The sequence below is a fragment of the Streptomyces sp. NBC_00009 genome (genome assembly GCF_045040855.1).
GTDB lineage: Bacteria > Actinomycetota > Actinomycetes > Streptomycetales > Streptomycetaceae > Streptomyces > Streptomyces aureus.
In genome coordinates, this window is the sequence record NZ_CP108312.1 from 1,002,603 (window position 1) to 1,025,464 (window position 22,862).

A 22,862-nucleotide genomic window follows, 5' to 3' on the forward strand; every position below is an offset into this window, starting at 1 on the left:
CAGCCGATTCCGCCTGCGTCGTCACCGGACCGTGTCTACCGTTCCTATCGTGATTGGCCAGTGTTGGCCGAATCGTGACAAACCGGATAGGTGATCCGGTGACCCCACGAACGGTCTTCGGGGTCGAGGAACAGCGCGAGTTGGTCACCTCGGTCCAGCCGAGTCTTACCGCCCCGTACGGGCGCGCTCGCTGTCCTGGGTGGGCTCACGGTCCCGCATGGCCTGGGAACGGATACGGTCTGGCCGGCAGCTCTCCGCGAAGCGATCCTCTGGTCGCTTACGGTCACACCTGGCCGACGCCGGATCCTGTGTCCCAGGCCACGCCTGCCGGTAGCCACAGCGGCACCGTGGTGCCGTGTGACCGTGGTCTTCTTGCTGGTCTCCTGGAGCGGGGTCTTCCAGTACCTCTCGCCCCAGCTGCTGGTGTAGGCCGGGTCGACGGCGATGACGACGAGGCCGGCGTGGAATGCCATGCCGCGCAGCCGTTCCCGGAACCGTGCGGTCGGGATACCGGCGACGGTGCGGCGGAAGGTCTTGCCGCGCCGGCCTCGCCCCATCCGCTCGCGGCCGGTGGCGCGGGCGTCGTCGAAGTTGAGGTTCTCCACCACGATCCCGGCGCAGTTGTGGCGCCGGGCGAGCGTGATGAGTTGGCTGATCGTCTCGCGCAGTCGGCCGTCCCGCTGCGATGCCGGGCCGACCAGGTCGAGGGGGATGCTGTGGGGCTGGCCGATCGGGTTTCCGTGGGGGTCCAACACGTAGGCGGCCAGGTGATCGGCGTTGAGGTCGATGCCGATCGTCCGCTCACCAAACCGCCGGATCTCCTCCGGAGTGGGCAGCACGGCCGTGTCAGCGCCCCAGGACGCATCGAGGTACCAGCGTCCGCGCTCGGGATCGTGGACGAAGTCGTACCGCACGGCGCGGTTCGCGGTCACGCGGTCCAGCCACTCGTCACGGCGGTGCGAGAACTGCACGGTGCAGGACAGCCGGTACCGGCCACGAGGCTGATTCGCCAGGTGCCGCAGAGGCTCGGGGAGAACGACCGTCACGCTGCCATCGTTCGGGTCCACGCTGATGGTGTAGTTCCCGAACGGTGCCCCCGACTCCCCGTCAGCGGTGAGAAACAGCCGCTCAGCGTCCCACCGTTCGCGCCACTGCTGCTCGGTGAGCCGGGCCTTGGCCAGATTGTGCCGGGTCTTCGCCAGGCGGCGCCCGCCGACCACAATGCTCGGCCGACCCTCGGCAATGCGCTGCTCGACTCGGGCGAGGCGCGCATTGAGGACCTGCATGCGGCGCCGTTTGCCGAAGTGTTCGGCCTGGTCCCGGTAGCCGCGGACCTTGCCCTTCTTGGTCCCGCACGCAACAGCCAGGCGGCGGGTGATGGTACGGATCGCCCGGCGGAGCGAGGACGCTTCGTCGTACAGGCACCGCAAAGAGAGCTGGTACTGGTCCTCGCTCGCCCTGGTCATCGCGCCAGCCATGCGCGACGACGAGTGCTTCGTCAGCGAGTGTTTCCGCTCGGTGCGCTGATTGTCCTTGACGCACACCTTGCCGATCTCGACTCGCCGGGCGAGGTCGACTCGCTGATGGTGACCCAGATGCCGGCCGGCCAGCGTGAGGACTTCGGCGTCAGCGCCGGTGGCATGCACACGGTCCCGTATCCGGGCCCCAGACGGGGCGGCGACGGTGAAAGGGTCAGCCAGTACGCGAAGCCGCTTACCTCGCTTCTTACGCGCCACTGGCTGACCTCCCCTCACATCGACAAGATCACCCTACCGGCGATGGCCAAGCATGTCCTACAAGTCCGGGGAAAAGACAGTGGACTTGACTGCCTTCGTCAGCGCCCTGGCCTTCGCGGAGCGCTCCCCGTACAACCTTCCGGAGAACGAGGTGACCACGGCCAGCATGTCCCGCACCAGCTCCGATTCCTGCGAAGCGTCCAGGTCTTCATCCGTACCGGTAATTTCCAGCGCCACACCGAACGCTGGCAGCATTACATCCCGCATGACCCCGGTCCCGAACCGAGCAAGGCGTTCCTCGTGCTCGACCAGCAGCACCGACACTTCCGGACGCTGACACAACGTCAACGCCCTGCGCAGCCCCCGCCGCTGGTCCGAGAGGCCAGAGGCGACATCGAAGAACTCGCCCACAACCGGGCGCCCGGCAGCAGCCTTTCTGAGCCGGGCCATCTGCCGGTCAAGGTCACCCTCACCCCGCTGCCGCTGGGACGACACGCGCCCGTACAACACCACACCCTCAACATCCGGCAGCTTCCCGGCCTCGGCCCGCAACGCTTCCAGCTCCACCACGGAGAAGATGCGCTTCCCGCCCGGCGACCTGCGGTCAGCCAGCACCCCGGATGCCGTATACCTGCGCAGCGTCCGCGTCGACACCCCCAATATCCGGGCAGCCCTTGTCGCCGAAACCATCCCTTGATCCATCCCGGCAAGTTATCCCGAAATGACCAAGCGTGACCATCAATCAAGAAACAGTCGCCAACCCGACGACGGGACCTACTGGCCATTCCCTGCGGGGAATTGTCGCGCCGCATCCCGTCGCGCAGAGTTCACACATCACGTACAGCCATCAGGGACAGGACAGGAAGAGAGCGAGACCACGCCGCACATCGACGCACAGGAGCTGGCCGGCCGGTACGCGGCCGTCTGGAACGAGAGGGACCCCGAGCTGCGCCGCAGGGCGGTGCACGCGCTGTGGTCCCCGGACGGTGTGCACGCCCTGCTGCCGCCGCAGGAGTTGCGGGAGTCGGCCGTGCGCCTCGGCTTCCCCACGGCCGCCTTGTAGGCGCGCGGTCACGAGGAGCTGGAGGCGCGGGTGGCGCGGGCCCATGAAGAGTTCGTGGCGTCCGGCGAGTACACGTTCAGGGCGACGGCCGCGCACGCGCAGCAGTTGAACGACGTCGTCACGTTCCGCTGGGAGTCGGTCCTCACGCAAAGCAGGGAAGTGACGGGCGAAGGGCTGGAGTTCGTGGTTGTGGCGGAGGACGGACGCATCGTGCGTGACTACCAGTTCGTGGGCGTCTGACGCGGCAGATCGTCCGTCGGGATCCGACACGCCAGAGGGCCCTCCCCGCCACGGGGAAGGCCCTCTCTTGCGCGCGGCCGCGCTACTCGCTCACGCGCCTGCGCGTCCGCGCGCCCATGGCGTAGAAGGCGAGCCCGATGCCGACGAAGAGCAGCAGGGGCAGCACCTGGCTGAGTGTGTACTGGGCGCGCTGGCCGGCGAACGACTCAGGCAATGAGTCCGCCGCACTGCCCGCCGAGCCGAACCAGCCGACCCCGAAGCCCGGCCAGATCAGCACGATCACGGTGAACGCCACGAACCCGGTGGCGAGGACGCTCACGACCCACGCGCCCACGCGTCCGCCCGGGACGGCGTACGGGCGCGGCGTGTCCGGGTACTTGCGGCGCAGCACGGCGAGGCTGGGGAAGGTGATGACGTACGAGATGAAGGTGGTGCAGATCGTCAGGCCGAGGCCCGCCGCGAAGTACTTCTCGCCGTTGCCGCCCGTGAGGTTGAGGGCGACCACGAAGAGGATCGAACCGAGCACGGCGGAGAGCAGGTTCACCCGCACCGGCGTCCCGTGCTTCTCGGAGATGCGGCCGAGCCACGCCGGACCCGCGCCGTCCGCACAGGCGACGGCCTGCGCGCGGTGGGCGCCCATGGCCCAGGTGACGCCCGAGGTCAGCAGGCCGATGATCAGGCCCGCCGCGGCGACCCCGCCGAAGACGGAGCCGAGGCCGGTGAGCGTGACCGTGCCGTCGGCCGCGATCGACCCGCCGTAGACCGTGAACACGGCCTTGCAGGCGTCGATGAAACCGCCGAGGCTGCCGATCTCCTTGCTGGGCAGCACAAAGAGGATGCCGAGGATCGGGCCGCCGTAGAGGAGCACCGCCGCGAAGCCCGAGCGCAGGATCGACAGGGGGATGTCGCGCCGCGGGTTCGTCATCTCCTCGGCCGCTGAGCTGGGCAGTTCGAAGCCGACGTAGTTGAAGATCAGGACCGGGACCAGCGCCACGAAACCGGCGTACGTCGGGACGAACTCACCCGCGGGCAGCGCGTGCACGCCGTGCTGGACGGCGAACACCACCACGGAGACGAGGAAGAACCCGAGGAGCACGACCCGGGCTACGGCGCCCGCGATGGGCACCCACTTGCCGATGCGCACGGACTGTACGACGGCCAGTGCGCCGCCCCAGATGAAGACGAGGCCGGCCGCGTACTTCCAGAATCCCGGCAGCGGGGTGAAGAACTCCTCCCACGTGGTGAGCGCGATGATGCACAGACTGCCGCCCACCCAGACGGGGTTGGAGATCCAGTAGAGGAGCTGGTTCACACCGGCGACGAGCCGCCCGAACGCCAGGCGCGTCCAGACGTAGGGGCCGCCCTGCACGGGGAAGGCCGAGCCGAGTTCGGCCACGAGCAGCCCGTACGGGAGGAAGAACGCGAGGGCGAGGATCGCCATCCAGGTCAGGCCCTGCGGACCCTGGGCGGCCACGGAGCCGATCGTGTCGAGGCCGACGAGGGTGCAGATCAGGAAGAACAGCACGTCCAGCCTGCGCAGGTCCTTCTTGAGCCGGGAGCGCTGTTCACCCCAGCCCTCAGACAGGTCAGGCAGGTCGGGTGCGCCCTTGGCGGACGGCTCGGTCGGCGGTATCGGCGGCGCTTGGGTCACGGGGAAACTCCTGCTGCACGACGGGGCACGGGGCGTGACGGTTGTTCTCGGACTGTGCTGCGACTCTTCTTGCTACGGTGCTGCGACTCTTCTTGCGACGGTGCCGGACCGGCTCCCCAGTCGCCCTATTGACTGAACGGCCAGTCAGTAAGCGAGACTGTGACGGGCACCACTGGGCACTGTCAAGAGTCGTGCACGAGGCGTTCACGCCGGGTTCGCCGCTCGGCCCCCACCGCCGGTGCCCGTGTGTAGGGTTACCGCGTGGCAAGAGTGCGGTTGAGCGTGGCCGAGCGGCGCGAAGAGTTGCTGCGTGCCGCCATCGAGCAGATCGAGGCGCGGGGCGTGGCAGCCGTGCGCATCGCCGACGTCGCCGCAGCGCTCGGGGTGAGCAACGCGCTGGTTCTGTACCACTTCTCGACGAAGGAAAAGCTCGTCTCGGCCGCGTTCGCGCACGCCGCCGAGGGCGACCTGGCGCATCTGCGCAAGCTGCTGGGCAAGCGCACGACGGCGCTGCGCCGGCTGCGCTCGGCCGTGCGCTGGTACGCGCCGACCGGGCAGGCCAAGGGGTGGCGGCTGTGGATCGAGGGCTGGTCCGCGGCACTGCGTGAGCCCGCGCTGCGGGAGGTCACGCGCGACCTGGACAAGCAGTGGAAGGCGGCGCTCACGGAGGTCGTCGCGGAGGGCGTGGCGGCGGGCGAGTTCCGCTGCCCGGACCCGGCGGGCGCCGCACTGCGCCTGACGGCGCTCCTCGACGGTCTCGCGGTGCAGATGACCGCGTATACGGGGACGGTCTCACGGACCCGCATGCAGGAGTGGGTCGACGACGCGCTGGCCCGCGAGCTGGGACTCGAGCGGGCGGACCTGACGGCGACGACGGCGGGCTGACGGCGCCACGACGTCGGGCTCCGAAGGGAGCCCGGGGTGACCGCGCAGAAATGACGCGGGGGAGCCGCCCCCAAGGGCGAGCTCCCCCATGACGCGCGCAACTCCCGTCAGAGCGGCAGCAGATCCGGCCGCTTCGCCGCCACATGATCCCCGGACGACTCGCCGCGCAGCCGTCGGCCGATCCACGGCACCAGGAACTCCCGCGCCCAGTGGATGTCGTCGCGCCGCACCTCCAGCGTGCCGCGCGGCGGCTGCGCCGGCCACGGCTGGTCCGGGTCCGCCGGCACCTCGACGCCGAGCGCCTGCCCCGCCCGCAGCGCGACCCGCGTGTGCCCCTCGGGCGAGAGGTGCAGCCGGTCGTCGTCCCAGGCACGGCGGTCCTGGACGGTCTTGAGGGACCACAGGTCGAGCACCGGGCAGCCGTAGCGGTCGGCGACCGCGCGCACATGCCCGTTGTACGTCGCGATCTTGCCGCGCAGATGCTTGAGGACCGGGACGTCCCGGGTGTCGAAGCCGGTGGTCACCATGACCGTGCCGACGGCGGAGGTCAGCCGGGCCACGGCCTTCTCGAAGCGCTCCGCGACGTCGTCGGGGTCGGTGCCGGGACGGATGATGTCGTTGCCGCCGGCGGCGAAGGTCACCAGGTCCGGGGCGAGTTCGACGGCCCGCGGGAGCTGGTCCTCCACGATCTGGTCGAGGAGCTTGCCGCGCACGGCAAGGTTCGCGTACCGGAAGGAGTGCTCGGGGGTCCGGTCGTCCAGGAGGACGGCGAGACGGTCGGCCCAGCCCACGAAGGCCCCGTCGGGACCGGGGTCCCCGACGCCTTCGGTGAAGCTGTCCCCCACCGCCGCGTAGGACCGAATCGTGCCGCCGCTGAGTGATCTCGATTCGTTTGCCACGACCACACATCTTTCACCCTGCGATGTGACCTACGCGACCGTAGGAAGGGGTTGACGGGTGGTGATATAGCCCACCCGGTCAGTTTCGCGATTTCAGGAATACGACGGGACACGACGAAGGGGCACGACGAAGGGGCGGGCCCGGAACCGGACCCGCCCCTTCACGTCACGCCTCGACGAGACACCTTCACGTCACACCGTCAGGGTCGGAGCGACGTCACACCTTCGGAGTCAGAGCGAGACCCCGTGGGCACGGAGGTACGCGACCGGGTCCACGTCCGAGCCGTAGCTCGGGGTGGTGCGGATCTCGAAGTGCAGGTGCGGTCCCGTGACGTTGCCGGTCGCGCCGGAGAGGCCGATCTGCTGACCCTCGGTCACGGTCTGCCCGGACGAGACGGAGAGGGACGACATGTGGGCGTACTGCGAGTACTTGCCGTCGGCGTGCTGGATGACGACCTCGTTGCCGTACGCACCGTCAAGGCCGGCCGACACGACGGTGCCCGCGGCTATGGCCTTGAGCGGAGTGCCCGTCGGAACCACGAAGTCGACACCGGTGTGGTAGCCGCTGGACCACATGCTGCCCGCGGTCTTGTACGCCGTGCCGATGGAGGCGCTCTGGACGGGCAGCGTGTAACCGGAAGCGGTGGCGGCCTTGGTTGCGGAAGCCTGCGTGGCGGTGGCCGAGGACTTCGCGGCGGGAGCCGCGGCCTTCTGGCCGATCGTCAGCTTCAGGCCCGGGTGGATCAGGGAGGGGTTGCCGCCGACGGCCGAGCGGTTGTCGGCGTAGAGCTTCTTCCAGCCGCCGCTGACGTTCTGCGCGTCGGCGATCTTCGAAAGGCTGTCCCCGCCCTTGACCGTGTAGGTCTTGGCGGCGGGCGCGGCCTTCACGACCGAGTGGGCGACCGCGGGAGTCGCGGCGTGGACGCCGGCGGCACCCATCAGCGGCAGCGCGAGCGCGACGCCGCCCACTCCGGCAACGACGATCGTGCGTGCGAAGCCCTGGGACTTGGGACGACGGTGCTTACCCTTCGCGGGCATGGGGGATTCCTCTCCGTCGCCTGCGAGGTGAGCTGTCGGGTTCGGGCTGGAACTGCCCGGCCGCGCCCCTTTCGGGCACGGCTTCACCCCGAGCCGTTTCCGGTGTCCCGGAAACGGCGGTCTACCTGGGTCCCCCACTCCTGCCGAGCACGGATCGATGTGCGGATTCCGGGCGGCGGCAGGATTAGGCGGTCCGTCCGGATTGCGCCGAACGTAAGCGAGCGGGGAGCGCGGGGACAAGCCGCGAATTCCCCCGGGCATTCCGGTTCTTGATCCTTAAATGATCCATTCCGGAAAAGGCCGTCACGCTCCGTCGATTCACGATCTTTGCAACTGCGATACCTACTGGAAACTCATTCGGCCCCGCCGCCACGCACGGTCACCGCTATGACCCTGCTCACCTATCGGCCACCATGTGGCTGTATTTCAGGGTCAGTTATCCCATAAAGCTTGATTACCTATCTATCGGTTTATTTCGGGCATTCGACACTCAATCACCAGCCGCCTCTCACATGGTTGCCCCTGGCAGCCATGTCGTATCGTCGAAGCCGCCCGCAGGCGAGCAGCGCCGCGGCCGACCGGGAGGAGCCCCCGTGACGCAGCAGGTCCCGTCCACCGAGCCCGAGTTGGCCGGAGTGCGCAACTTCCGCGATGTCGGTGGTCTCCCGACCGTGGACGGGCGTCGGGTCAAGCAGGGCGTGCTGTTCCGCAGTGGTCACCTCGCGCACGCCACGGACGAGGACGCCGCGTTCCTCTCCTCGCTCGGGCTGCACACGATCTTCGACTTCCGCAACGCCGCCGACCAGCGCCTCGAAGGCCCCGACGTCACGCTGCCCGGCGTGCGGAACGTGAATCTGCCGCTGACCGACCCGGCGGACGGCGCCGAGTTCTGGCAGATGGTGCGCGACGGCAACCTCGACGACCTGCGCGCCGCCCTCGCCGAGGGCCAGGCCGCGAACCGCATGATCACGTCGTACCGGGCGATCATCACGGAGCGCACCGCCGAGCACAGCCAGGTCCTGCACTCCCTCGCCGAGGACAGCGTGCCGGCGCTCATGCACTGCGCGGCGGGCAAGGACCGCGCGGGGCTGTCGATAGCGGTCACGCTCCTGGCCGTGGGTGTGGAGCGCGACGCCATCGAGGCGGACTACCTGGAGTCGAACGCGACGCACCGCCGCTACAAGGTGCACCGCAGCAGTGCCTCGAAGGACGCGATGTCCCCCGAAGTCATGGAGCTGCTGAGCCCGCTGTTCGACGCCCGCGCCACGTATCTGGCGGCCGCCTTCGAGCAGGTCGTGCAGACCTGGGGCTCCACCGACCGCTACCTGGAGGAAGGCCTCAAGCTCTCCCCCGCCCGGCGCGAGCGGCTGCGCGAGCGCCTCCTCGACTGAGGCTCACCGGTCCACACGCGGGGCGCGTCACCCGCGCGTCACCCGCGTGACGCCCCCAGCGTGAACAGCAGATAGATGAAGCCCGCGACGAGGTGCCCGGCGAAGACGTAGACAAGCAGGCGCACCCAGATGCCGCGCGGGAGCTTGTCCTCAATGTCACGCCGGGCGGGCTGCCGCTCGGGCTCGGTCACGTCGTTGGGCTCTGCGCTCATCGAGGGCCTCCCTGGGTCCGTTCGCCGCCGCCCGTCGCCGGGCCGAGACACAGCGCGGCGGACGGGCTCTGCAGCAGGGTGTGTACGAAGAGGAGCTCGGCGCCGTCGCGGTCGGCGGCGGCGATCCGGTGCGGGGTGAGCGAGTCGAAGTGCGCGCTGTCCCCCGGCGCGAGCGCGTACGCGGTATCGCCGAGGCGCAGCCGCAGCCGCCCTTCGAGGACGTACAGCCACTCCTCACCGGGGTGGACCCGCACGATGTCGCCCTGGGCTCCGAACGGCACGTGCACGCGCAAGGCCTGCATGCCGCGCCCCGGGGCGCCCGCCTGCCGGTAGATCCAGCCGCCCGCCTCGGTGGGCTCCATGTCGCCGGAGCGCACGACGGCGTCCCTGTCGGCGGGCGTCTCGCCCAGGAGCTCGGAGACCGTCGTACCGTAGGTGCGGGCGAGGGCGAGCAGCATCGGGAGCGAGGGCTGACGGCGGCCCGTCTCCAGGCGGGAGAGGTGCGCGGGCGAGAGCCCGGCGGCGCGGGCCGCGGCCTCCAGGGTCAGGGCGGCGCGGCGCCGGAGTTCGCGCAGCTGCGGGGCGACGGCGGGCAGCTCCGTGGGTTCCGGAGCCGGCTCCGGAGGGGCAGGGCTCATATCGTCGATTGAGCCAGAGCCGTACCTTTGGGGCAAATTTCTTGCCCCAGAGGCAAACAGCGACCTTCGTACAGCGACCTTCTTCAGGAAGTGGCCTTACGAAGCGGTCAGCGGTTGGCGACCGCCTGCTTCACCAGCGTCTTGCCGAAGTCCCACATCAGCCCGCCGCCCGAGTGCGCGTCGTCCATGACGGCGGTGAACGCCTCGACGAAGCGGTCCACCTCGCGCTCCCCGATGATCAGCGGCGGGATCAGCTTGATGACCTCCAGATGGTCGCCGGAGACCTGCGTGAGGATCCGGTGCTTCTGGAGCAGCGGCACGACGACCATCTGCGCGAAGAGACCCTTGCGCGCGGCCTGGAGCATCGTCCAGCGGCTGCGCAGCTTCAGCGACTTCGGCCGCCCGAACTCGATGCCGATCATCAGGCCGCGGCCGCGTACGTCGCTCAGCAGCTCGTAGCGGTCGACGAGCGCGGTGAGCCGGGACTTCAGGAGCTCACCGGTCACCCGGGCGTTCGCGACGACCTCCTCGTTCTCCATCACGGAGAGCACGGCGAGCCCTGCGGCCATGGCCTGCGCGTTCGAGCCGAAGCTGGCCGAGTGCACGAGGACGCGGTCCATGGACGAGTAGACCTTTTTGAAGATCCAGTCCTTGCCGAGGGTCGCGCCGACGGGCACATAGCCGCCGGAGAGCGCCTTCGCCACGCATACGAGGTCGGGTTCGACGCCCTCCTCGTGCTGGTAGGCGTAGAAGTCGCCCGTCCTGCCGAGGCCCGTCTGCACCTCGTCCGCGATGAGCAGCGCCTTGTGCTGGTGGAGCAGCTCCTGAGCGGCGCGCAGATAGCCGGGCAGTGTCCCGTGGACGCCCTTGCCCTGGATGGGCTCGACGATCAGCCCTGCCACGTCGCCCTTCGCGAGCTCCGCGCGCAGGGCGTCGAGGTCACCGAGCGGCACCGCCGTGTCCGGCAGGAGCGGCGCGAAGCCGTCCCGGAATCCGGACTCGCCGTTCACGGACAGAGACCCAGTGGTCAGTCCGTGGAAGGCGTGACCGCAGTACAGGACCCTGGGCCGGCCCGTGGCGTACCGGGCGAACTTCAGTGCCGTCTCGACGGCCTCCGTCCCGCTGTTGCCGAAGAAGACCCGGTCCAGGTGCGGGCTGTGGGCGAGGAGCCGTTCGGCGAGGAGGCCCGGCAGCGGCTGGCAGTCGAAGCGGGTGAGGTCGGCGAGCGAGGCGTCGAGGACGTCGTGCAGCGCCTTGCGGACGACGGGGTGGTGCCGGCCGAGGCCCATCACGCCGAACCCGGCGAGCATGTCCAGGTAGTCGTTGCCGTCCTCGTCCCAGAAGTAGGCGCCTTCCGCCCGCTCGTAGACCTTGTCGAAGCCGATGGTGTGCAGCATGCGCGGGAGCTGGTGGTTGAGGTACTTGGCGTGCAGCTCGTAGCGCTCGGCGCCGCGGTCGGCCAGGAGTCTTGCGAGATCGAACTCCTTGCTCATACGTCGTCGCTCTCCTTGCCGGCCACGAGGGCCGCGGTCTCGGCCCTGCGGGCCATGCTGGTGCCGATCCGCCCGGCGATCTCGACGGGCGTGAGCCCGATGTCGGCGAGCACCTCGCCGCGCTTGGCGTGCGCGAGGAACTGGTCGGGGATCCCGAACCGCCGTACGGGTACGTCGACTTCGGCCTCGCCGAGCGCGAGCGCCACGGCGGAGCCGACGCCGGCCGCCTTGCTGTTGTCCTCGACGACGGCGACGAGCCGGTGCCGTGCGGCGAGGGGCGCAAGGTCCGGGTCGACGGGTTTGACCCACCGCGGGTCCACGACCGTGCAGTTGATGCCGCGCGCTTCCAGGAGTTCCGCCACCTGGAGGCACACCGGCGCCATCACGCCGACGGAGACCAGCAGGACGTCCGGGTCGTCCGCCCGGTGCAGTACGTCGAGGCCGCCGATCCGGTCCACCGCCGGGATCTCGGGGCCGACCGACTCCTTCGGGAAGCGGATCAGCGTCGGGGCGTCGTCCACGGTGACCGCTTCGCGCAGCTGCGCCCGCAGTTGCTCGGCGTCTCGGGGCGCGGCGATGCGCAGGCCGGGGACGACCTGGAGGACGGACATGTCCCACATGCCGTTGTGCGAGGCGCCGTCGACGCCGGTCACGCCCGCCCGGTCGAGGACGAAGGTCACGCCGCAGTTGTGCAGCGCCACATCCATGAGGAGCTGGTCGAAGGCGCGGTTGAGGAAGGTTGCGTAGACGGCGACGACCGGGTGGAGGCCGCCGGTCGCGAGTCCGGCCGCCGAGACCGCCGCGTGCTGCTCGGCGATCCCCACGTCCCACACCCGGCCGGGGAACTCCTGGGCGAACTTGGTGAGGCCGACCGGGTGCAGCATCGCCGCGGTGATCGCCACGACGTCGTCGCGCTCCCGCCCGATGCGGGCGATCTCGTCGCCGAACACCGAGGTCCAGGACGGGCCGTTGGACGGCGCGAGGGGCTCGCAGGTGAGCGGGTCCATCACGCCGACGGTGTGGAACCGGTCGGCCTCGTCCGCGAGGGCGGGCTCGTAGCCGCGGCCCTTCTCGGTGAGGCAGTGCACGAGCACCGGCCCGTGGAACCGTTTCGCACGTCGCAGCGCCGACTCCACCGCGCCCAGGTCGTGCCCGTCGATGGGCCCCACGTACTTGAGCCCCAGGTCCTCAAACATGCCCTGCGGCGCGAAGGCGTCCTTGAACCCCTTCTTGGCGCCGTGCAGGGACTCGTACACGGTGTGTCCGATGACGGGGGTGCGCAGGAGGACGTCCTTGCCCCAGGCGAGGACCTTCTCGTAGCTGTCGGTGGTGCGCAGGGTGGCCAGGTGGTTGGCGAGGCCGCCGATGGTCGGGGCGTAGGACCGTTCGTTGTCGTTGACGACGATGATCAGCGGGCGGTCCTTGGCGGCCGCGATGTTGTTGAGCGCCTCCCAGGCCATGCCGCCGGTGAGCGCCCCGTCGCCGATGACGGCGACGACGTGGCCCCGCTCCCCCAGGACCTGGTTGGCCTTGGCGAGGCCGTCCGCCCAGCCGAGCGCGGTGGACGCGTGGCTGTTCTCGATGACGTCGTGCTCGGACTCCTCGCGCGAGGGGTAGCCGGACAGGCCGCCCTTCCCGCGCAGCTTCGAGAAGTCCTGACGTCCTGTCAGCATCTTGTGCACGTAGCTCTGGTGGCCGGTGTCCCACAGGATCCGGTCGACCGGCGACTCGAAGACCCGGTGCAGGGCGATCGAGAGTTCCACCACCCCGAGGTTGGGTCCCAGGTGGCCGCCGGTTCTCGCGACCGCGTGGATCAGGAACTCCCTGATCTCCGCGGCCAGTTCGTCGAGCTGTTCCTCGCTCAGCGCCTTCAGATCGCGCGGCCCCCGGATGCTTTCCAGAATTGTCACGCTCGGGCCCCCTCTCCGGTTGTTCCTCAGCTCACGGTGACGTCGGGAGCGCCCGAGGCCACCCCGGCGTCCGTCATCTGCTCGGCGATCTTCATCGCCTCTTCGATGAGGGTCTCGACGATCTTCGACTCGGGGACGGTCTTGATGACCTCGCCCTTCACGAAGATCTGGCCCTTGCCGTTGCCCGACGCGACGCCGAGATCCGCCTCGCGCGCCTCGCCGGGACCGTTCACCACACACCCCATGACGGCGACCCGAAGGGGCACCTCCATCCCGTCGAGGCCCGCGGAGACCTCGTCGGCCAGCTTGTAGACGTCGACCTGCGCCCGCCCGCACGACGGGCACGACACGATCTCCAGACGCCGCTGCCGAAGCCCCAGCGACTCCAGGATCTGGATACCGACCTTGATCTCCTCGACCGGCGGCGCGGACAGCGAGACACGGATCGTGTCGCCGATCCCCTCACTCAGCAGCGCCCCGAAGGCGACAGCGGACTTGATGGTGCCCTGGAAGGCCGGGCCCGCCTCGGTCACACCCAGATGCAGCGGATAGTCACTGGCAGCGGCGAGCTGCCGGTAGGCGTTCACCATCACCACGGGGTCGTTGTGCTTGACCGAGATCTTGATGTCGCTGAACCCGTGCTCCTCGAAGAGGGACGCCTCCCACAGCGCCGACTCGACGAGCGCCTCGGGCGTCGCCTTTCCGTACTTCTTCAGCAAACGGGCGTCCAGGGAACCGGCGTTGACCCCGATACGGATCGGGGTGCCGTGGTCCTTGGCCGCCTGCGCGATCTCCTTGACCTTGTCGTCGAACTGCTTGATGTTGCCCGGGTTCACCCGGACCGCGGCGCAGCCCGCCTCGATGGCCGCGAAGACGTACTTCGGCTGGAAGTGGATGTCCGCGATGACCGGGATCTGCGACTTCCTCGCGATCGTCGCGAGCGCGTCCGCGTCGTCCTGCGTGGGGCACGCCACCCGCACGATCTGGCAGCCGGACGCCGTCAGTTCGGCGATCTGCTGCAGCGTGGCCCCGATGTCCGAGGTCCGCGTCGTCGTCATCGACTGCACGGACACCGGCGCTCCGCCCCCCACTGCCACCGGTCCGACGTGGATCTGCCGACTCGTTCTGCGGTCGGCGATCGGTCGGACCGGCAGCGAAGGGAGCCCAAGTGAGACGGGCTCTCCGGAGTTCATGGGGTATCAGCCCCGATTCCCTGAGACGGTCTCGCGGGCGGCGCGGAGGGACTCCTTGAGCGAGCCCATCGTGGCGAGGACGGCCGTCGGCTCGTAACCGCAGTGCGCCATGCAGTTGTTGCAGCGCTCGTCCTTGCCGCGCCCGTAGGCGTCCCAGTCGGTCTTCTCGATGAGGTCCTTGTACGTGGTGACGTACCCGTCCGCCATCAGGTAGCAGGGCTTCTGCCAGCCGAAGAGCGAGTAGTTCGGGATCGCCCACGCCGTGCACGGGAAGTCGACCTTGCCCTCGAGGAAGTCGAGGAACAGCGGCGAGTGGTTGAGGCGCCAGCGGCGCCTGTTGCCGCCCGCGAAGGCCTTCTTGAAGAGCTCGCGGGTCTGCTCCACGCCCAGGAAGTGCTCCTGGTCGGGCGCCTTCTCGTAGGCGTAGGCGGGCGAGAGCATCATCTCGTCGACCTCGAGGTCGTCGTTGAGGTAGTTCAGGACCTCGATGATGTTCTGCGGGGTGTCCGTGTTGAAGAAGGTGGAGTTCGTGGTGACGCGGAAGCCCCGCTTCTTGGCCTCCTTGATCGCCTCCACCGCCTCGTCGAAGACGCCTTCCTTGGCGACGGACTCGTCGTGACGCTCGCGCATCCCGTCGATGTGCACCGTGAAGGCGAAGTACGGCGAGGGCGTGAACTTGTCCATCTTCTTGCGCATGAGCAACGCGTTCGTGCAGAGGAAGACGTACTTCTTCTTCGCCACCAGCTGCCGGACGATCTCGTCGATGTGCGGATGCATGAGCGGCTCGCCGCCGGCGATGGACACCATCGGCGCGCCGGACTCGAGGACGGCGCCCACGGCCTGCGCCACGGGCATCCGCTGCTTCAGCACTCCGGCGGGATGCTGGATCTTTCCGCAGCCCTCGCACTTGAGGTTGCAGGCGTACAGCGGCTCCAGTTCGACAATGAGCGGGAACTTGTCGCGCTTGCGAACCTTCTGTTCAATGAGGTACGTCGCGACCTTGATGGACTGACGAAGCGGCATGGCCATCTGGCTCACCTCCGGGGGAGCAGCAAAGAACGGTGCCATTCGAAAAATGCGGGAAGCACGGCACGAAGAACGCGGAAAGCTGATATTCCACCGCGCACCGTGCCGATACGGACGAGTTCATGTTCTGGAGCGTCCACGACCACTCGTACGGCCGCAACCGGACGCGGGCCCCGCGCGGCCGCCGTGCGCAGCGTGGCCGCGGACTCCATGTCCACGGCGATCGCGCCCGTGGCGAGCAGGTCGCCGCGCTCGTGTCCGCGCACGACATGGTCGGAGCCGGTGAGCGGACCGGTGTGCACGGTCCGTCCCGGTACCGCCCTGACCAGCTCCTTGACGAGGAGTTCCGTACCGGTGCACGGCGTGGAGCCGTACGGGTCGCGGGTCTCCTCGGCGACGACCAGGTCGCCCGGGTGCATCCCGGGGGCGAGGCCGGCGCAGAAGCCGGTCGCGACGACCGCCGCGTCCTGCAGGGCGGGGTCCTCGAGGACCTTGGCCACGGACCGCTCGGCCGCCTTGGGGCCCATGCCCGTGCGCAGCACGGTCACGGGGGCGGGCGCCCCGGTCCGGGCGCCGGTGCGCAGGGCGAGGTGCTCGATGCCGAGCGCGCAGGCGACCAGCAGCGGGGCGGCGTCCGGCGGGCGCGGGGCCGCCGGGGATCGGGCCATCAGCTCCCCTTGCCCGGCAGGGACGCCTGGTCGGCGAACGGCTCCCCATGGACGTACCGGCCGAGTGCCGTGAGCGGGAAGACATGGCGGTAGAGGTGGTAGTTGATCGAGAAGTCCCACGGGAAGCCGGTGCCGGTGAAGTACGGCTCGTCCCAGGTGCCGTCCTCCAGCTGGGTCTCGGTCAGCCAGGCGGCTCCCCTCTCGACGGCCTTGGAGTCCCGCTCCCCCGCCGACAGGAGCGCCATCAGCGCCCAGCCGGTCTGCGAGGCGGTCGAGACGCCGTGACCCTTCCAGTCCTCGTAGCGGTAGGAGCGCAGGTCCTCGCCCCAGCCGCCGTCGTCGTTCTGGACGGATTCGAGCCAGGCCACGGCGCGGCGGACCGCGGGGTGCGAGGCGGGCAGCCCGGCGGCCGTCAGGGCGGGCAGCACCGACCCTGTCCCGTATACATAGTTGACGCCCCAGCGGCCGAACCAGGCGCCGTTCGGCTCCTGTTCGGCGAGCAGCCACTCGATGCCGCGCCGGGTGCGCGGGTCGTGCGACATGCCCTCGACGGCGAGCATCTCCACCACGTGCCCGGTGACGTCCGCGGACGGGGGGTCGATGACCTCGCCGAAGTCGCAGAACGGCAGCCGGTTCGGGAACGGGCTGGTGTTGTCGACGTCGAAGGCGGCCCAGGCGCCGTTCCTCGACTGCATGCCGAGGTTCCAGCGCACGCCGCGCTCGATGGCCTTCTCCATGCGCACGGTGTCCGGGTGCCGGACGCGGCGCAGCGCGAGGACGACCTCGGCGGTGTCGTCGATGTCGGGGTAGTTGTCGTTGTGGAACTCGAACGCCCAGCCGCCGGAGGCGAGTTGGGGCCTGCGTACGGACCAGTCGCCGGTCCGGTCGATCTGCTCCCGGAGCATCCAGTCGGCGGCCTTGACCAGCCGGGGGTGGTCGGCGGGCAGGCCGGCGTCAGCGAGGGCGATCACGGCCAGGCAGGTGTCCCACACGGGAGACTGGCAGGCCTCGATCATCCGGGCCCCGTCCTCTCGCCACACGGCGAACCGGTCGAGTGACTCCAACCCCGCCTTCATCACAGGGTGTTCGAGGTCGTAGCCGAGCAGGTGAAGGGCGATGACGGAGTACACCGCCGGGGGCTGGATGCCGCCCCAGCAGCCGTCGTTCTCCTGGCGCTCGATGATCCAGCGGGCGGCCGAGTTCATGGCCGCCTTGCGCAGCCTGCGCGGCGCGACCTTGCGATACAGATGCATCGCCTTGTCGAGCCGCTCGAAGGCGCCGTCCCAACTCGCCACCGGAGAAAGGGGCTTGGCCGGGTTGGGGTCCCGCGCGTCGGTGTGCAGCTCGTCGAGCGGGAAGGGCGCGGGCCGTACGGGGCGCTTCGCGGAGACGACCGTGAGCGGCACGATGGTCTGGCGGGCCCAGCAGCCGAAGTCGTAGATGTTGAGCGGCATCCACTTCGGGAAGTAGATGAGTTCCGGGGGCAGTTCGGGCAGGTCGTCCCACTTCCACCAGCCGAACAGGGCCAGCCAGATGCGGGTGAAGACGCGACTCGCGGCGATGCCGCCCCGCTCCCGGATCCAGGCGGAGGCCTTCGCCATGTGCGGCGCGTCGGGGGCGTCCCCGGCCAGGCGCAGGGCTACGTACGCCTCGATGGTGGTGGAGAGTTCGCCGGGGCCGCCGTAGAACGTGGCCCAGGTGCCGTCGTCGCGCTGTTCACCGCGGATGAAGAGCCCGGCGGCTCGGGTGGTCGCCTCGTCCCCGATCCCGAGGAACTGGCGCAGCAGCAGGTCCTCGGCGTCCATCGTGACGTTCGTGTCGAGGTCGCCCTTCCACCAGCCCTGGGCGTCCTGCCGGGCGAGCAGGAAGTCCGTGGCGCGCTGGACGGCGCGGTTGGCGGCGTCGTGCGTCCCGGCCGCCCCGGGGCTCGTGTCGGTCAATTGGGCAGTGGTGGCCGAGGTCGCGCCGGGAGCTGCCGCTCCGCTGCTTCCGTCGGTCGTCGCTGTCATGGCTTCCCCTTCGTGCAGTGCTCGATCTCTGCTGGGTCCGCCGTCGGCCGATGCCCTGGATGGACACCGGCCGGCGACTGCGAGTCATATACCGGCGATAGTGATCATCTCTTTCGTACGACGACGAAGTCCGCGAGCGCGACGAACTGCGCCCGCACGTGGTCCTGCATCTGGACGGAGTCCAGGGCCTCGATGGCGACGGCGTACTGCCGGCGCGCCTCCTCGGCGGTCCAGTCGCGGCCGCCGGCCTCCTCGATGAGGGCGGCGCGGGCCGCGAACTCCTCCTCGGAGAAGGTGTCGAAGTCGCTGCTCTTCGCGTCGGCGGCGAGGAGTTCACCGAGCCGCTCGGACGCGGGGCCGCCCGCGGCGAGCGCGGCGACGACGGGCAGTGACTTCTTGCGCTGGCGCAGATCGCTCCAGGTCTGCTTGCCGGTGGCCTCCGGGTCGCCCCAGATGCCGAGCAGGTCGTCGACGGCCTGGAAGGCGAGGCCGAGGTGGTACCCGTACTTCTCCAGCTGGTCCGCGGTCCGGTCGTCGGCGCCGCCGAGCACGGCGCCGATGGAGGAGGCGCAGGCCAGCAGGGCGCCGGTCTTGTTGCCCTCCATCTCCAGGCACTCCTCGACGGTGACCCGCTCGCGGTGCTCGTAGCTGATGTCCTGCGCCTGCCCGTCGATCAGGGCGCGCGAGGCGGCGGTCAGACGGCGCGTGGCGCGGCCGGCCTCGGCGGTGCCGAGTTCGAGGAGCACCTCGTTGGCGAGGGCGAAGAGTGCGTCGCCGACGAGGATGGCCTGCGCCGGGCCGTGCACCTTCCAGACGGTGTCCCGGTGGCGGCGCTGTTCGTCGCCGTCCATCAGGTCGTCGTGCAGGAGCGAGAAGTTGTGCACGAGCTCGACGGCGACCGCGCCGGGCACGCCCACCTCGGGTGCCGCGCCGGGGACCTGGGCGGACAGCACGGCGAGCGCGGGGCGTACCGCCTTGCCGCCGTCGCCGTCGGCCGGGTTGCCCTGGGCGTCGATCCAGCCGAAGTGATAGGCGGCGACGGTGTCCATCGGGGGTGCGAGGCGGTCCACGGCGGCCCGCAGCACCGGGGTGGCAAGGGTCCGGCCGCGCTCGAGCAGCGCGGTCACGTCCACCGCGTCGGCAGCCGGTTCGGCCGAGGGCACAGCGGGCACAGGGTCTCCTTTTGTTGCGTCGCCGGGGGCCGGATGGTCCGCCCCCTGGAGATCGAGCTTCATGCCGCCTCCCGGAACAGATGACCGCGTGGGCGGTCGAGTGCGGCGAGAGCGGCATCGGCGGCGCTGACACCGCTGCGTACCGCGCTTTCCATGGTCGCGGGCCACCCGGTGGCGGTCCACGCGCCGGCCAGGTACAGGCCGGGGGCGTTGGTGCGGGCCGTGGGCCGCAGCGCGCCGACGCCGGGGGCCGGCGCGAAGGTCGCCGTGCGCTCCCGGGTGACGAAGAAGTCGAGTACCTTCGCGCCCCGCGCGGCGGGCAGCAGCCGCTCGAACTCGGGCAGGTAGCGCTCGCGGAGCACGGCGACGGGCTCGTCGATCTCGTCGTGCGCGGCGGACTGGGACACCGCGAGGTACTGCCCCTCGGTGAGCCCGGACGCTTCCGTGCGGTCGAAGACCCACTGCACCGGCGAGCCGAGCGCGGTGAAGAAGGGTCGCTTGAGGACCTTGCGGTCGTAGACGACGTGCAGGTTGAGGATCGGCGCGGTCCCGATGGCGAGCAGCCGCTCGGCGTCGTCGAGCGCGCCGTCGGGCAGCAGGTCGTACGTCTCGCGCTGGGGCACGGCGAGGACGACGGTGTCCGCCGCGATCCGCTCCCCGGGAACCTCCACGCTCCAACGTCCGTTCTCGGTACGGGAGATGGAGGTGACGCGTGTACGGAGTTCGGTGCGTACGCCCGCGGAGTCGAGTGCCTTGCGGGCGAGAGTGTCGTGGAGTTCACCGAGGGGGACGCGGGCCCAGCCGATGTCGGCCGCGCCCGGTTCGGACAGCAGCCCGGTCTTGAACACCATGGCGGCGAGCCCGAGCGAGGACTCGCCGGCGACGGCGTTCAGGGTGGCGACGCCCACCAGGTCCCAGAGGGCCTCGATGGCGCGCTGCGACTGGCCGTGTTCGGCCAGCCAGCTGCCGAAGTCCCGTTCGTCCAGGGCCGGATCGCCCAGGTCGAGCCCCTTGAGGGCCAGCGCGGCACGCCCTACGTTGACGCGCTCGGCGAGCGAGAGATGCGGATACGTGACGAGGCTCGCGGCGAGATGCAGCGGCACGGGCAGTGCGGTGCGGCGCAGTCTGCCGAGCCGGTTCCTGTCGGCGTCGAGGACGGGTACGTCGAGACGTTCCTGCAGGGGCGACAGGGCCGTGCCGTCGATGCGGTCGAGGAACCAGCGGTAGGCGGTGCAGCAGCGCAAGTACACGTGCTGGCCGTTGTCGATGGTGAGGTCGCCGCGCCTGAAGGAGAACGCGAGACCGCCCAGCCTCGGGCGCCCTTCGAGCAGGGTGACGTCGAGGCCCGCGTCGGCGAGCGCGAGTGCGGCCGTGGTCCCGGCGAGACCACCGCCGACCACGACCGCGGTCTGCCGTCCGGATTCTCTGGCGGTGTCCGCGCCCGGCCCGTCTGGCCGCATGTTCCCGGTGCTCATGCGCCCTCCCCTCCGGCCGTTCCGTCAGTGTGCGCGCGATGGTTGAAAGACGCACGGCAGGCCGCTGAAGTCATGGACGCCGCGTCGGCGCGGAGGGTTGCCCGCCGTTTCCCGTCGGTGCGGACCGCTCTGTCGGACGTGCTCATCGGACACGCCTCCTGAGGTGCTGCCGGGAGACGCTGCGGGCGTCGAGACCGGACAGGCCGCGCACGGCGACGTAGGCCTTCTCGCGCCCGGGGAGCGAGACGCGGCCGCGCAGGACGGCCTCGGGCTCGCGCTCGATGCGGTCCAGGAGGCGCCGGTAGATGCCGGCCATGGCGGCGACGCAGGCGCCGCTGCGCCGGTCGAGCAGCGGAAGGAGCCGGTATCCCTCGGCGAACAGGGCGCGGGCGCGGCGCACCTCGAAGTGCACGAGGCCCGCGAAGTCCGAGCCCACCGGCGGAGTCGGGGCGTCGAATCCGGCCGAGCAGCCGAACTTGGCGAGGTCGTCGGCGGGCAGGTAGGTGCGGCCGTCCGCCGCGTCCTCCCGCACGTCGCGCAGGATGTTGGTGAGCTGGAGCGCGAGCCCGAGCGTGTCCGCGTACTCGGAAGCGCGCTCGGCGCCGCGCGCGCCCGGCTCGGTGCCGAAGATGCCGAGCGAGACCCGGCCGATGGCGCCGGCGACGCAGCGGCAGTAGACCTTGAGGTCGTCCCAGGTCTCGTACGTCTCGCCGCGCAGGTCCATCAGGACGCCGTCGATGAGTTCGTCGAGGCCGCCGAGCGGGATCGGGAACCGGTGCGCGGCATGCGCGAGGGCGACGCCCACCGGATCGGTGTCGTCCTCCGCCACGTCGCCGTCGCGCACCCGGGCGAGCAGTGCCCGGGTCTCGTCGAGCCGGTCGGCCTTGACGTCCGGCGGCAGCGCTCCGTCGCCGATGTCGTCGACGCGGCGCGAGAACGCGTACACCGCCGACATGGCGCGCCGCTTGGCCGTCGGCAGCAGCCTGATGCCGTAGGCGAAGTTACGTGCCTGCTGTCCGGTCACGGTCTCGCAGTAGCCGTATGCGGCGAGTACCGCTGCCGACACGTGCTGGTCTGACTCCACGGTCCGGCTCACCCCTCTCCTCGCAGAGTCGCTCCCACCTCACGCAGCAACCGGAGCTTGGTGGGCTTGGGCGGTCCAGGAAGTACGTCGTACGAAACGGCGGCGATCGCGGTGACCGCCGCCTTCCCCCCTGCCACGAACCCGGCAAGCAGCAGCTTCAGCCTGCCGTGGACGCTACCCACGAGGGGGGTGCCTTCATTCAGGAGACCGAGGGCGCGTTCGGCCTCGAACGCGACCAGGGCGCGCACCGATGCGCCCGCCGTGGGTGCGGCGAGATCGGACTCCTGGACGTGGAACTGTTTCATGTCCTCGGCGGGCAGGTAGATGCGGCCCTGCCTCAGGTCCTCGCCGACGTCCTGAAGGTGTTCGACGATCTGCAGGCCGGTGCACACGGCGTCCGAGAGGCGGATGCGCTCCGGGGTCGCGGTGCCGGTGATCGCGAGGACGAGACGGCCGACCGGGTTGGCGGAGAGCTCGCAGTAGGCCAGCAGGTCGTCGTACGTCTCGTAGCGCGCGACCAGTTGGTCCTGGCGGTTGGCCTGGATGAGGCCGAGGAAGGGTTCGGGGGTGAGGCCGCGGCGGTGCACGGTGGGCTGCAGGGCGCGCAGAAGGGGGTGACGGGGAGTGGAATCGAACACCCGGTGAAGGTCGGCCTCGAGGGCGTCGAGCAAAGCCAGCCGGTCCCCGTCGGCCCATTCGGGTGACACGCCCAGGAGGCGGGCGTCGGCGCCGCCGGGAGCGAGGTCGCCGTCACCGATGTCGTCGACGAGACGGGCGAAGCCGTAGACCGCCATGAGGTCGTCGCGCCAGTCCCGGGGCAGGAAGAAGGGGGCCACCGGAAAGTTCTCGTCGGCGGCCTTGTCGAGTGTCGCTCCGGCCGGGGACCCGGCGGGCGCTCCCGATGATCCCGTCACCACGCGCTGCCCGGTACTAGGACGGCGAAAGCATCGTGGAGCTGGAGAGTTTCCATAGCCATTGCCGTCACATCTCCCGTTCTACACTGCCGACCCAAAACATCCTATTTCGGACACGCCGCCCAGCCGTACGCACAGCAGACCCGACCCCTGAGTCAGGATGTC

Annotated in this window: 22 protein-coding genes and 1 riboswitch; of the genes, 4 read left to right on the plus strand and 18 right to left on the minus strand. The window is 70.0% G+C overall.

Translation table 11 applies throughout. The features are described 5' to 3' along the window. Positions 1 to 44 precede the first annotated feature (44 nt). Both OHA58_RS04590 and OHA58_RS04595 read right to left on the minus strand, forming a co-directional pair. Complete coding sequence (locus tag OHA58_RS04590) at positions 45 to 1,646, minus strand: hypothetical protein (RefSeq protein ID WP_405476688.1); 1,602 nt, start codon at positions 1,644 to 1,646, stop codon at positions 45 to 47. Between the two features lie 147 nt (positions 1,647 to 1,793). After that, positions 1,794 to 2,438 (minus strand): IS607 family transposase, encoded by a 645-nt coding sequence (locus tag OHA58_RS04595; RefSeq protein WP_405476689.1) that lies wholly within the window; start codon positions 2,436 to 2,438, stop codon positions 1,794 to 1,796. A gap of 19 nt (positions 2,439 to 2,457) precedes the next feature. On the opposite strand from OHA58_RS04595, the gene OHA58_RS04600 reads away from it, so the two are divergent. Both OHA58_RS04600 and OHA58_RS04605 read left to right on the plus strand, forming a co-directional pair. After that, positions 2,458 to 2,799, plus strand: a complete 342-nt coding sequence (locus OHA58_RS04600) for a hypothetical protein (protein ID WP_405476691.1) — start codon at positions 2,458 to 2,460, stop codon at positions 2,797 to 2,799. A gap of 30 nt (positions 2,800 to 2,829) precedes the next feature. Then, positions 2,830 to 3,039 (plus strand): hypothetical protein, encoded by a 210-nt coding sequence (locus OHA58_RS04605; protein ID WP_405476693.1) that lies wholly within the window; start codon positions 2,830 to 2,832, stop codon positions 3,037 to 3,039. An 82-nt stretch (positions 3,040 to 3,121) separates the two neighbouring features. Here the strand turns inward: OHA58_RS04605 and OHA58_RS04610 are convergent, their stop codons facing one another. Then, positions 3,122 to 4,690 carry an APC family permease gene (locus tag OHA58_RS04610; protein ID WP_405476695.1) on the minus strand — a complete coding sequence of 523 codons (1,569 nt, stop codon included), beginning with the start codon at positions 4,688 to 4,690 and terminating at the stop codon, positions 3,122 to 3,124. A gap of 261 nt (positions 4,691 to 4,951) precedes the next feature. Between OHA58_RS04610 and OHA58_RS04615 the strand changes: the two genes are divergently transcribed. Continuing rightward, positions 4,952 to 5,575 carry a TetR/AcrR family transcriptional regulator gene (locus OHA58_RS04615; protein ID WP_405476697.1) on the plus strand — a complete coding sequence of 208 codons (624 nt, stop codon included), beginning with the start codon at positions 4,952 to 4,954 and terminating at the stop codon, positions 5,573 to 5,575. Positions 5,576 to 5,682: 107 nt separating this feature from the next. On the opposite strand, the gene OHA58_RS04620 is transcribed toward OHA58_RS04615, so the two are convergent. Further along, positions 5,683 to 6,474, minus strand: coding sequence for an SGNH/GDSL hydrolase family protein (locus OHA58_RS04620; protein ID WP_227298375.1), 792 nt, complete (start codon positions 6,472 to 6,474; stop codon positions 5,683 to 5,685). A 231-nt stretch (positions 6,475 to 6,705) separates the two neighbouring features. Further along, on the minus strand, positions 6,706 to 7,512 hold the full coding sequence (locus OHA58_RS04625; protein WP_405476701.1) for a peptidoglycan DD-metalloendopeptidase family protein: 807 nt from the start codon (positions 7,510 to 7,512) through the stop codon (positions 6,706 to 6,708). A gap of 4 nt (positions 7,513 to 7,516) precedes the next feature. Beyond that, a riboswitch (cyclic di-AMP (ydaO/yuaA leader) is annotated at positions 7,517 to 7,697 on the minus strand. 408 nt (positions 7,698 to 8,105) lie between these two features. On the opposite strand from OHA58_RS04625, the gene OHA58_RS04630 reads away from it, so the two are divergent. Next, a complete protein-coding gene (locus OHA58_RS04630; RefSeq protein ID WP_405476704.1) occupies positions 8,106 to 8,903 on the plus strand; it encodes a tyrosine-protein phosphatase in 798 nt (265 codons plus the stop codon). Positions 8,904 to 8,941: 38 nt separating this feature from the next. Here the strand turns inward: OHA58_RS04630 and OHA58_RS04635 are convergent, their stop codons facing one another. From OHA58_RS04635 to hpnC, 13 genes are all read right to left on the minus strand, one after another. Then, positions 8,942 to 9,115 carry a DUF6126 family protein gene (locus OHA58_RS04635; protein WP_199841643.1) on the minus strand — a complete coding sequence of 58 codons (174 nt, stop codon included), beginning with the start codon at positions 9,113 to 9,115 and terminating at the stop codon, positions 8,942 to 8,944. Continuing rightward, positions 9,112 to 9,753: a helix-turn-helix domain-containing protein gene (locus OHA58_RS04640; RefSeq protein WP_405476706.1), complete on the minus strand. Its 642-nt coding sequence runs from the start codon at positions 9,751 to 9,753 to the stop codon at positions 9,112 to 9,114. The genes OHA58_RS04635 and OHA58_RS04640 overlap by 4 nt, the downstream gene beginning before the upstream one ends. A gap of 107 nt (positions 9,754 to 9,860) precedes the next feature. Further along, complete coding sequence (locus tag OHA58_RS04645) at positions 9,861 to 11,246, minus strand: aspartate aminotransferase family protein (protein ID WP_405476709.1); 1,386 nt, start codon at positions 11,244 to 11,246, stop codon at positions 9,861 to 9,863. Beyond that, positions 11,243 to 13,156: a 1-deoxy-D-xylulose-5-phosphate synthase gene (dxs, locus tag OHA58_RS04650; protein ID WP_405476712.1), complete on the minus strand. Its 1,914-nt coding sequence runs from the start codon at positions 13,154 to 13,156 to the stop codon at positions 11,243 to 11,245. The genes OHA58_RS04645 and dxs overlap by 4 nt, the downstream gene beginning before the upstream one ends. Before the next feature lie 26 nt (positions 13,157 to 13,182). Continuing rightward, the gene (ispG, locus tag OHA58_RS04655) at positions 13,183 to 14,349 is read right to left on the minus strand and encodes a flavodoxin-dependent (E)-4-hydroxy-3-methylbut-2-enyl-diphosphate synthase (protein ID WP_405476715.1); all 1,167 of its coding nucleotides are present in this window, start codon (positions 14,347 to 14,349) and stop codon (positions 13,183 to 13,185) included. A 6-nt stretch (positions 14,350 to 14,355) separates the two neighbouring features. Then, positions 14,356 to 15,378: an adenosyl-hopene transferase HpnH gene (gene hpnH, locus OHA58_RS04660; protein WP_405476717.1), complete on the minus strand. Its 1,023-nt coding sequence runs from the start codon at positions 15,376 to 15,378 to the stop codon at positions 14,356 to 14,358. Positions 15,379 to 15,383: 5 nt separating this feature from the next. Further along, positions 15,384 to 16,043, minus strand: coding sequence for a 1-hydroxy-2-methyl-2-butenyl 4-diphosphate reductase (locus OHA58_RS04665; protein WP_405476718.1), 660 nt, complete (start codon positions 16,041 to 16,043; stop codon positions 15,384 to 15,386). Continuing rightward, positions 16,043 to 18,052, minus strand: coding sequence for a squalene--hopene cyclase (gene shc, locus OHA58_RS04670; RefSeq protein WP_405476719.1), 2,010 nt, complete (start codon positions 18,050 to 18,052; stop codon positions 16,043 to 16,045). The genes OHA58_RS04665 and shc overlap by 1 nt, the downstream gene beginning before the upstream one ends. A 104-nt stretch (positions 18,053 to 18,156) precedes the next feature. After that, on the minus strand, positions 18,157 to 19,287 hold the full coding sequence (locus tag OHA58_RS04675) for a polyprenyl synthetase family protein (RefSeq protein ID WP_405476720.1): 1,131 nt from the start codon (positions 19,285 to 19,287) through the stop codon (positions 18,157 to 18,159). After that, on the minus strand, positions 19,284 to 20,684 hold the full coding sequence (gene hpnE / locus OHA58_RS04680) for a hydroxysqualene dehydroxylase HpnE (RefSeq protein WP_405484765.1): 1,401 nt from the start codon (positions 20,682 to 20,684) through the stop codon (positions 19,284 to 19,286). Before hpnE ends, OHA58_RS04675 begins: the two co-directional genes overlap by 4 nt. 11 nt (positions 20,685 to 20,695) lie before the next feature. Next, positions 20,696 to 20,845 (minus strand): DUF6380 family protein, encoded by a 150-nt coding sequence (locus OHA58_RS04685; protein ID WP_405476722.1) that lies wholly within the window; start codon positions 20,843 to 20,845, stop codon positions 20,696 to 20,698. Continuing rightward, entirely contained in the window at positions 20,842 to 21,795 is a 954-nt protein-coding gene (hpnD, locus tag OHA58_RS04690) for a presqualene diphosphate synthase HpnD (protein WP_405476724.1), read from the minus strand. The genes OHA58_RS04685 and hpnD overlap by 4 nt, the downstream gene beginning before the upstream one ends. Further along, positions 21,792 to 22,697 (minus strand): squalene synthase HpnC, encoded by a 906-nt coding sequence (gene hpnC / locus OHA58_RS04695; protein ID WP_405484767.1) that lies wholly within the window; start codon positions 22,695 to 22,697, stop codon positions 21,792 to 21,794. Before hpnC ends, hpnD begins: the two co-directional genes overlap by 4 nt. Positions 22,698 to 22,862: the final 165 nt, after the last annotated feature.

Excerpts from the sequence above, each read along its gene's own strand:
- hpnH (WP_405476717.1), bottom strand. The coding sequence starts at position 15,378 with ATGGCCATGCCGCTTCGTCAGTCCATCAAGGTCGCGACGTACCTCATT.
- OHA58_RS04640 (WP_405476706.1), bottom strand. The coding sequence starts at position 9,753 with ATGAGCCCTGCCCCTCCGGAGCCGGCTCCGGAACCCACGGAGCTGCCC.
- ispG (WP_405476715.1), bottom strand. The coding sequence starts at position 14,349 with ATGAACTCCGGAGAGCCCGTCTCACTTGGGCTCCCTTCGCTGCCGGTC.
- OHA58_RS04685 (WP_405476722.1), bottom strand. The coding sequence starts at position 20,845 with ATGAGCACGTCCGACAGAGCGGTCCGCACCGACGGGAAACGGCGGGCA.
- OHA58_RS04675 (WP_405476720.1), bottom strand. The coding sequence starts at position 19,287 with ATGAAGCTCGATCTCCAGGGGGCGGACCATCCGGCCCCCGGCGACGCA.
- shc (WP_405476719.1), bottom strand. The coding sequence starts at position 18,052 with ATGACAGCGACGACCGACGGAAGCAGCGGAGCGGCAGCTCCCGGCGCG.
- OHA58_RS04635 (WP_199841643.1), bottom strand. The coding sequence starts at position 9,115 with ATGAGCGCAGAGCCCAACGACGTGACCGAGCCCGAGCGGCAGCCCGCC.
- OHA58_RS04600 (WP_405476691.1), top strand. The coding sequence starts at position 2,458 with ATGACCAAGCGTGACCATCAATCAAGAAACAGTCGCCAACCCGACGAC.
- OHA58_RS04645 (WP_405476709.1), bottom strand. The coding sequence starts at position 11,246 with ATGAGCAAGGAGTTCGATCTCGCAAGACTCCTGGCCGACCGCGGCGCC.
- OHA58_RS04665 (WP_405476718.1), bottom strand. The coding sequence starts at position 16,043 with ATGGCCCGATCCCCGGCGGCCCCGCGCCCGCCGGACGCCGCCCCGCTG.
- OHA58_RS04595 (WP_405476689.1), bottom strand. The coding sequence starts at position 2,438 with ATGGATCAAGGGATGGTTTCGGCGACAAGGGCTGCCCGGATATTGGGG.
- hpnE (WP_405484765.1), bottom strand. The coding sequence starts at position 20,684 with ATGCGGCCAGACGGGCCGGGCGCGGACACCGCCAGAGAATCCGGACGG.
- OHA58_RS04625 (WP_405476701.1), bottom strand. The coding sequence starts at position 7,512 with ATGCCCGCGAAGGGTAAGCACCGTCGTCCCAAGTCCCAGGGCTTCGCA.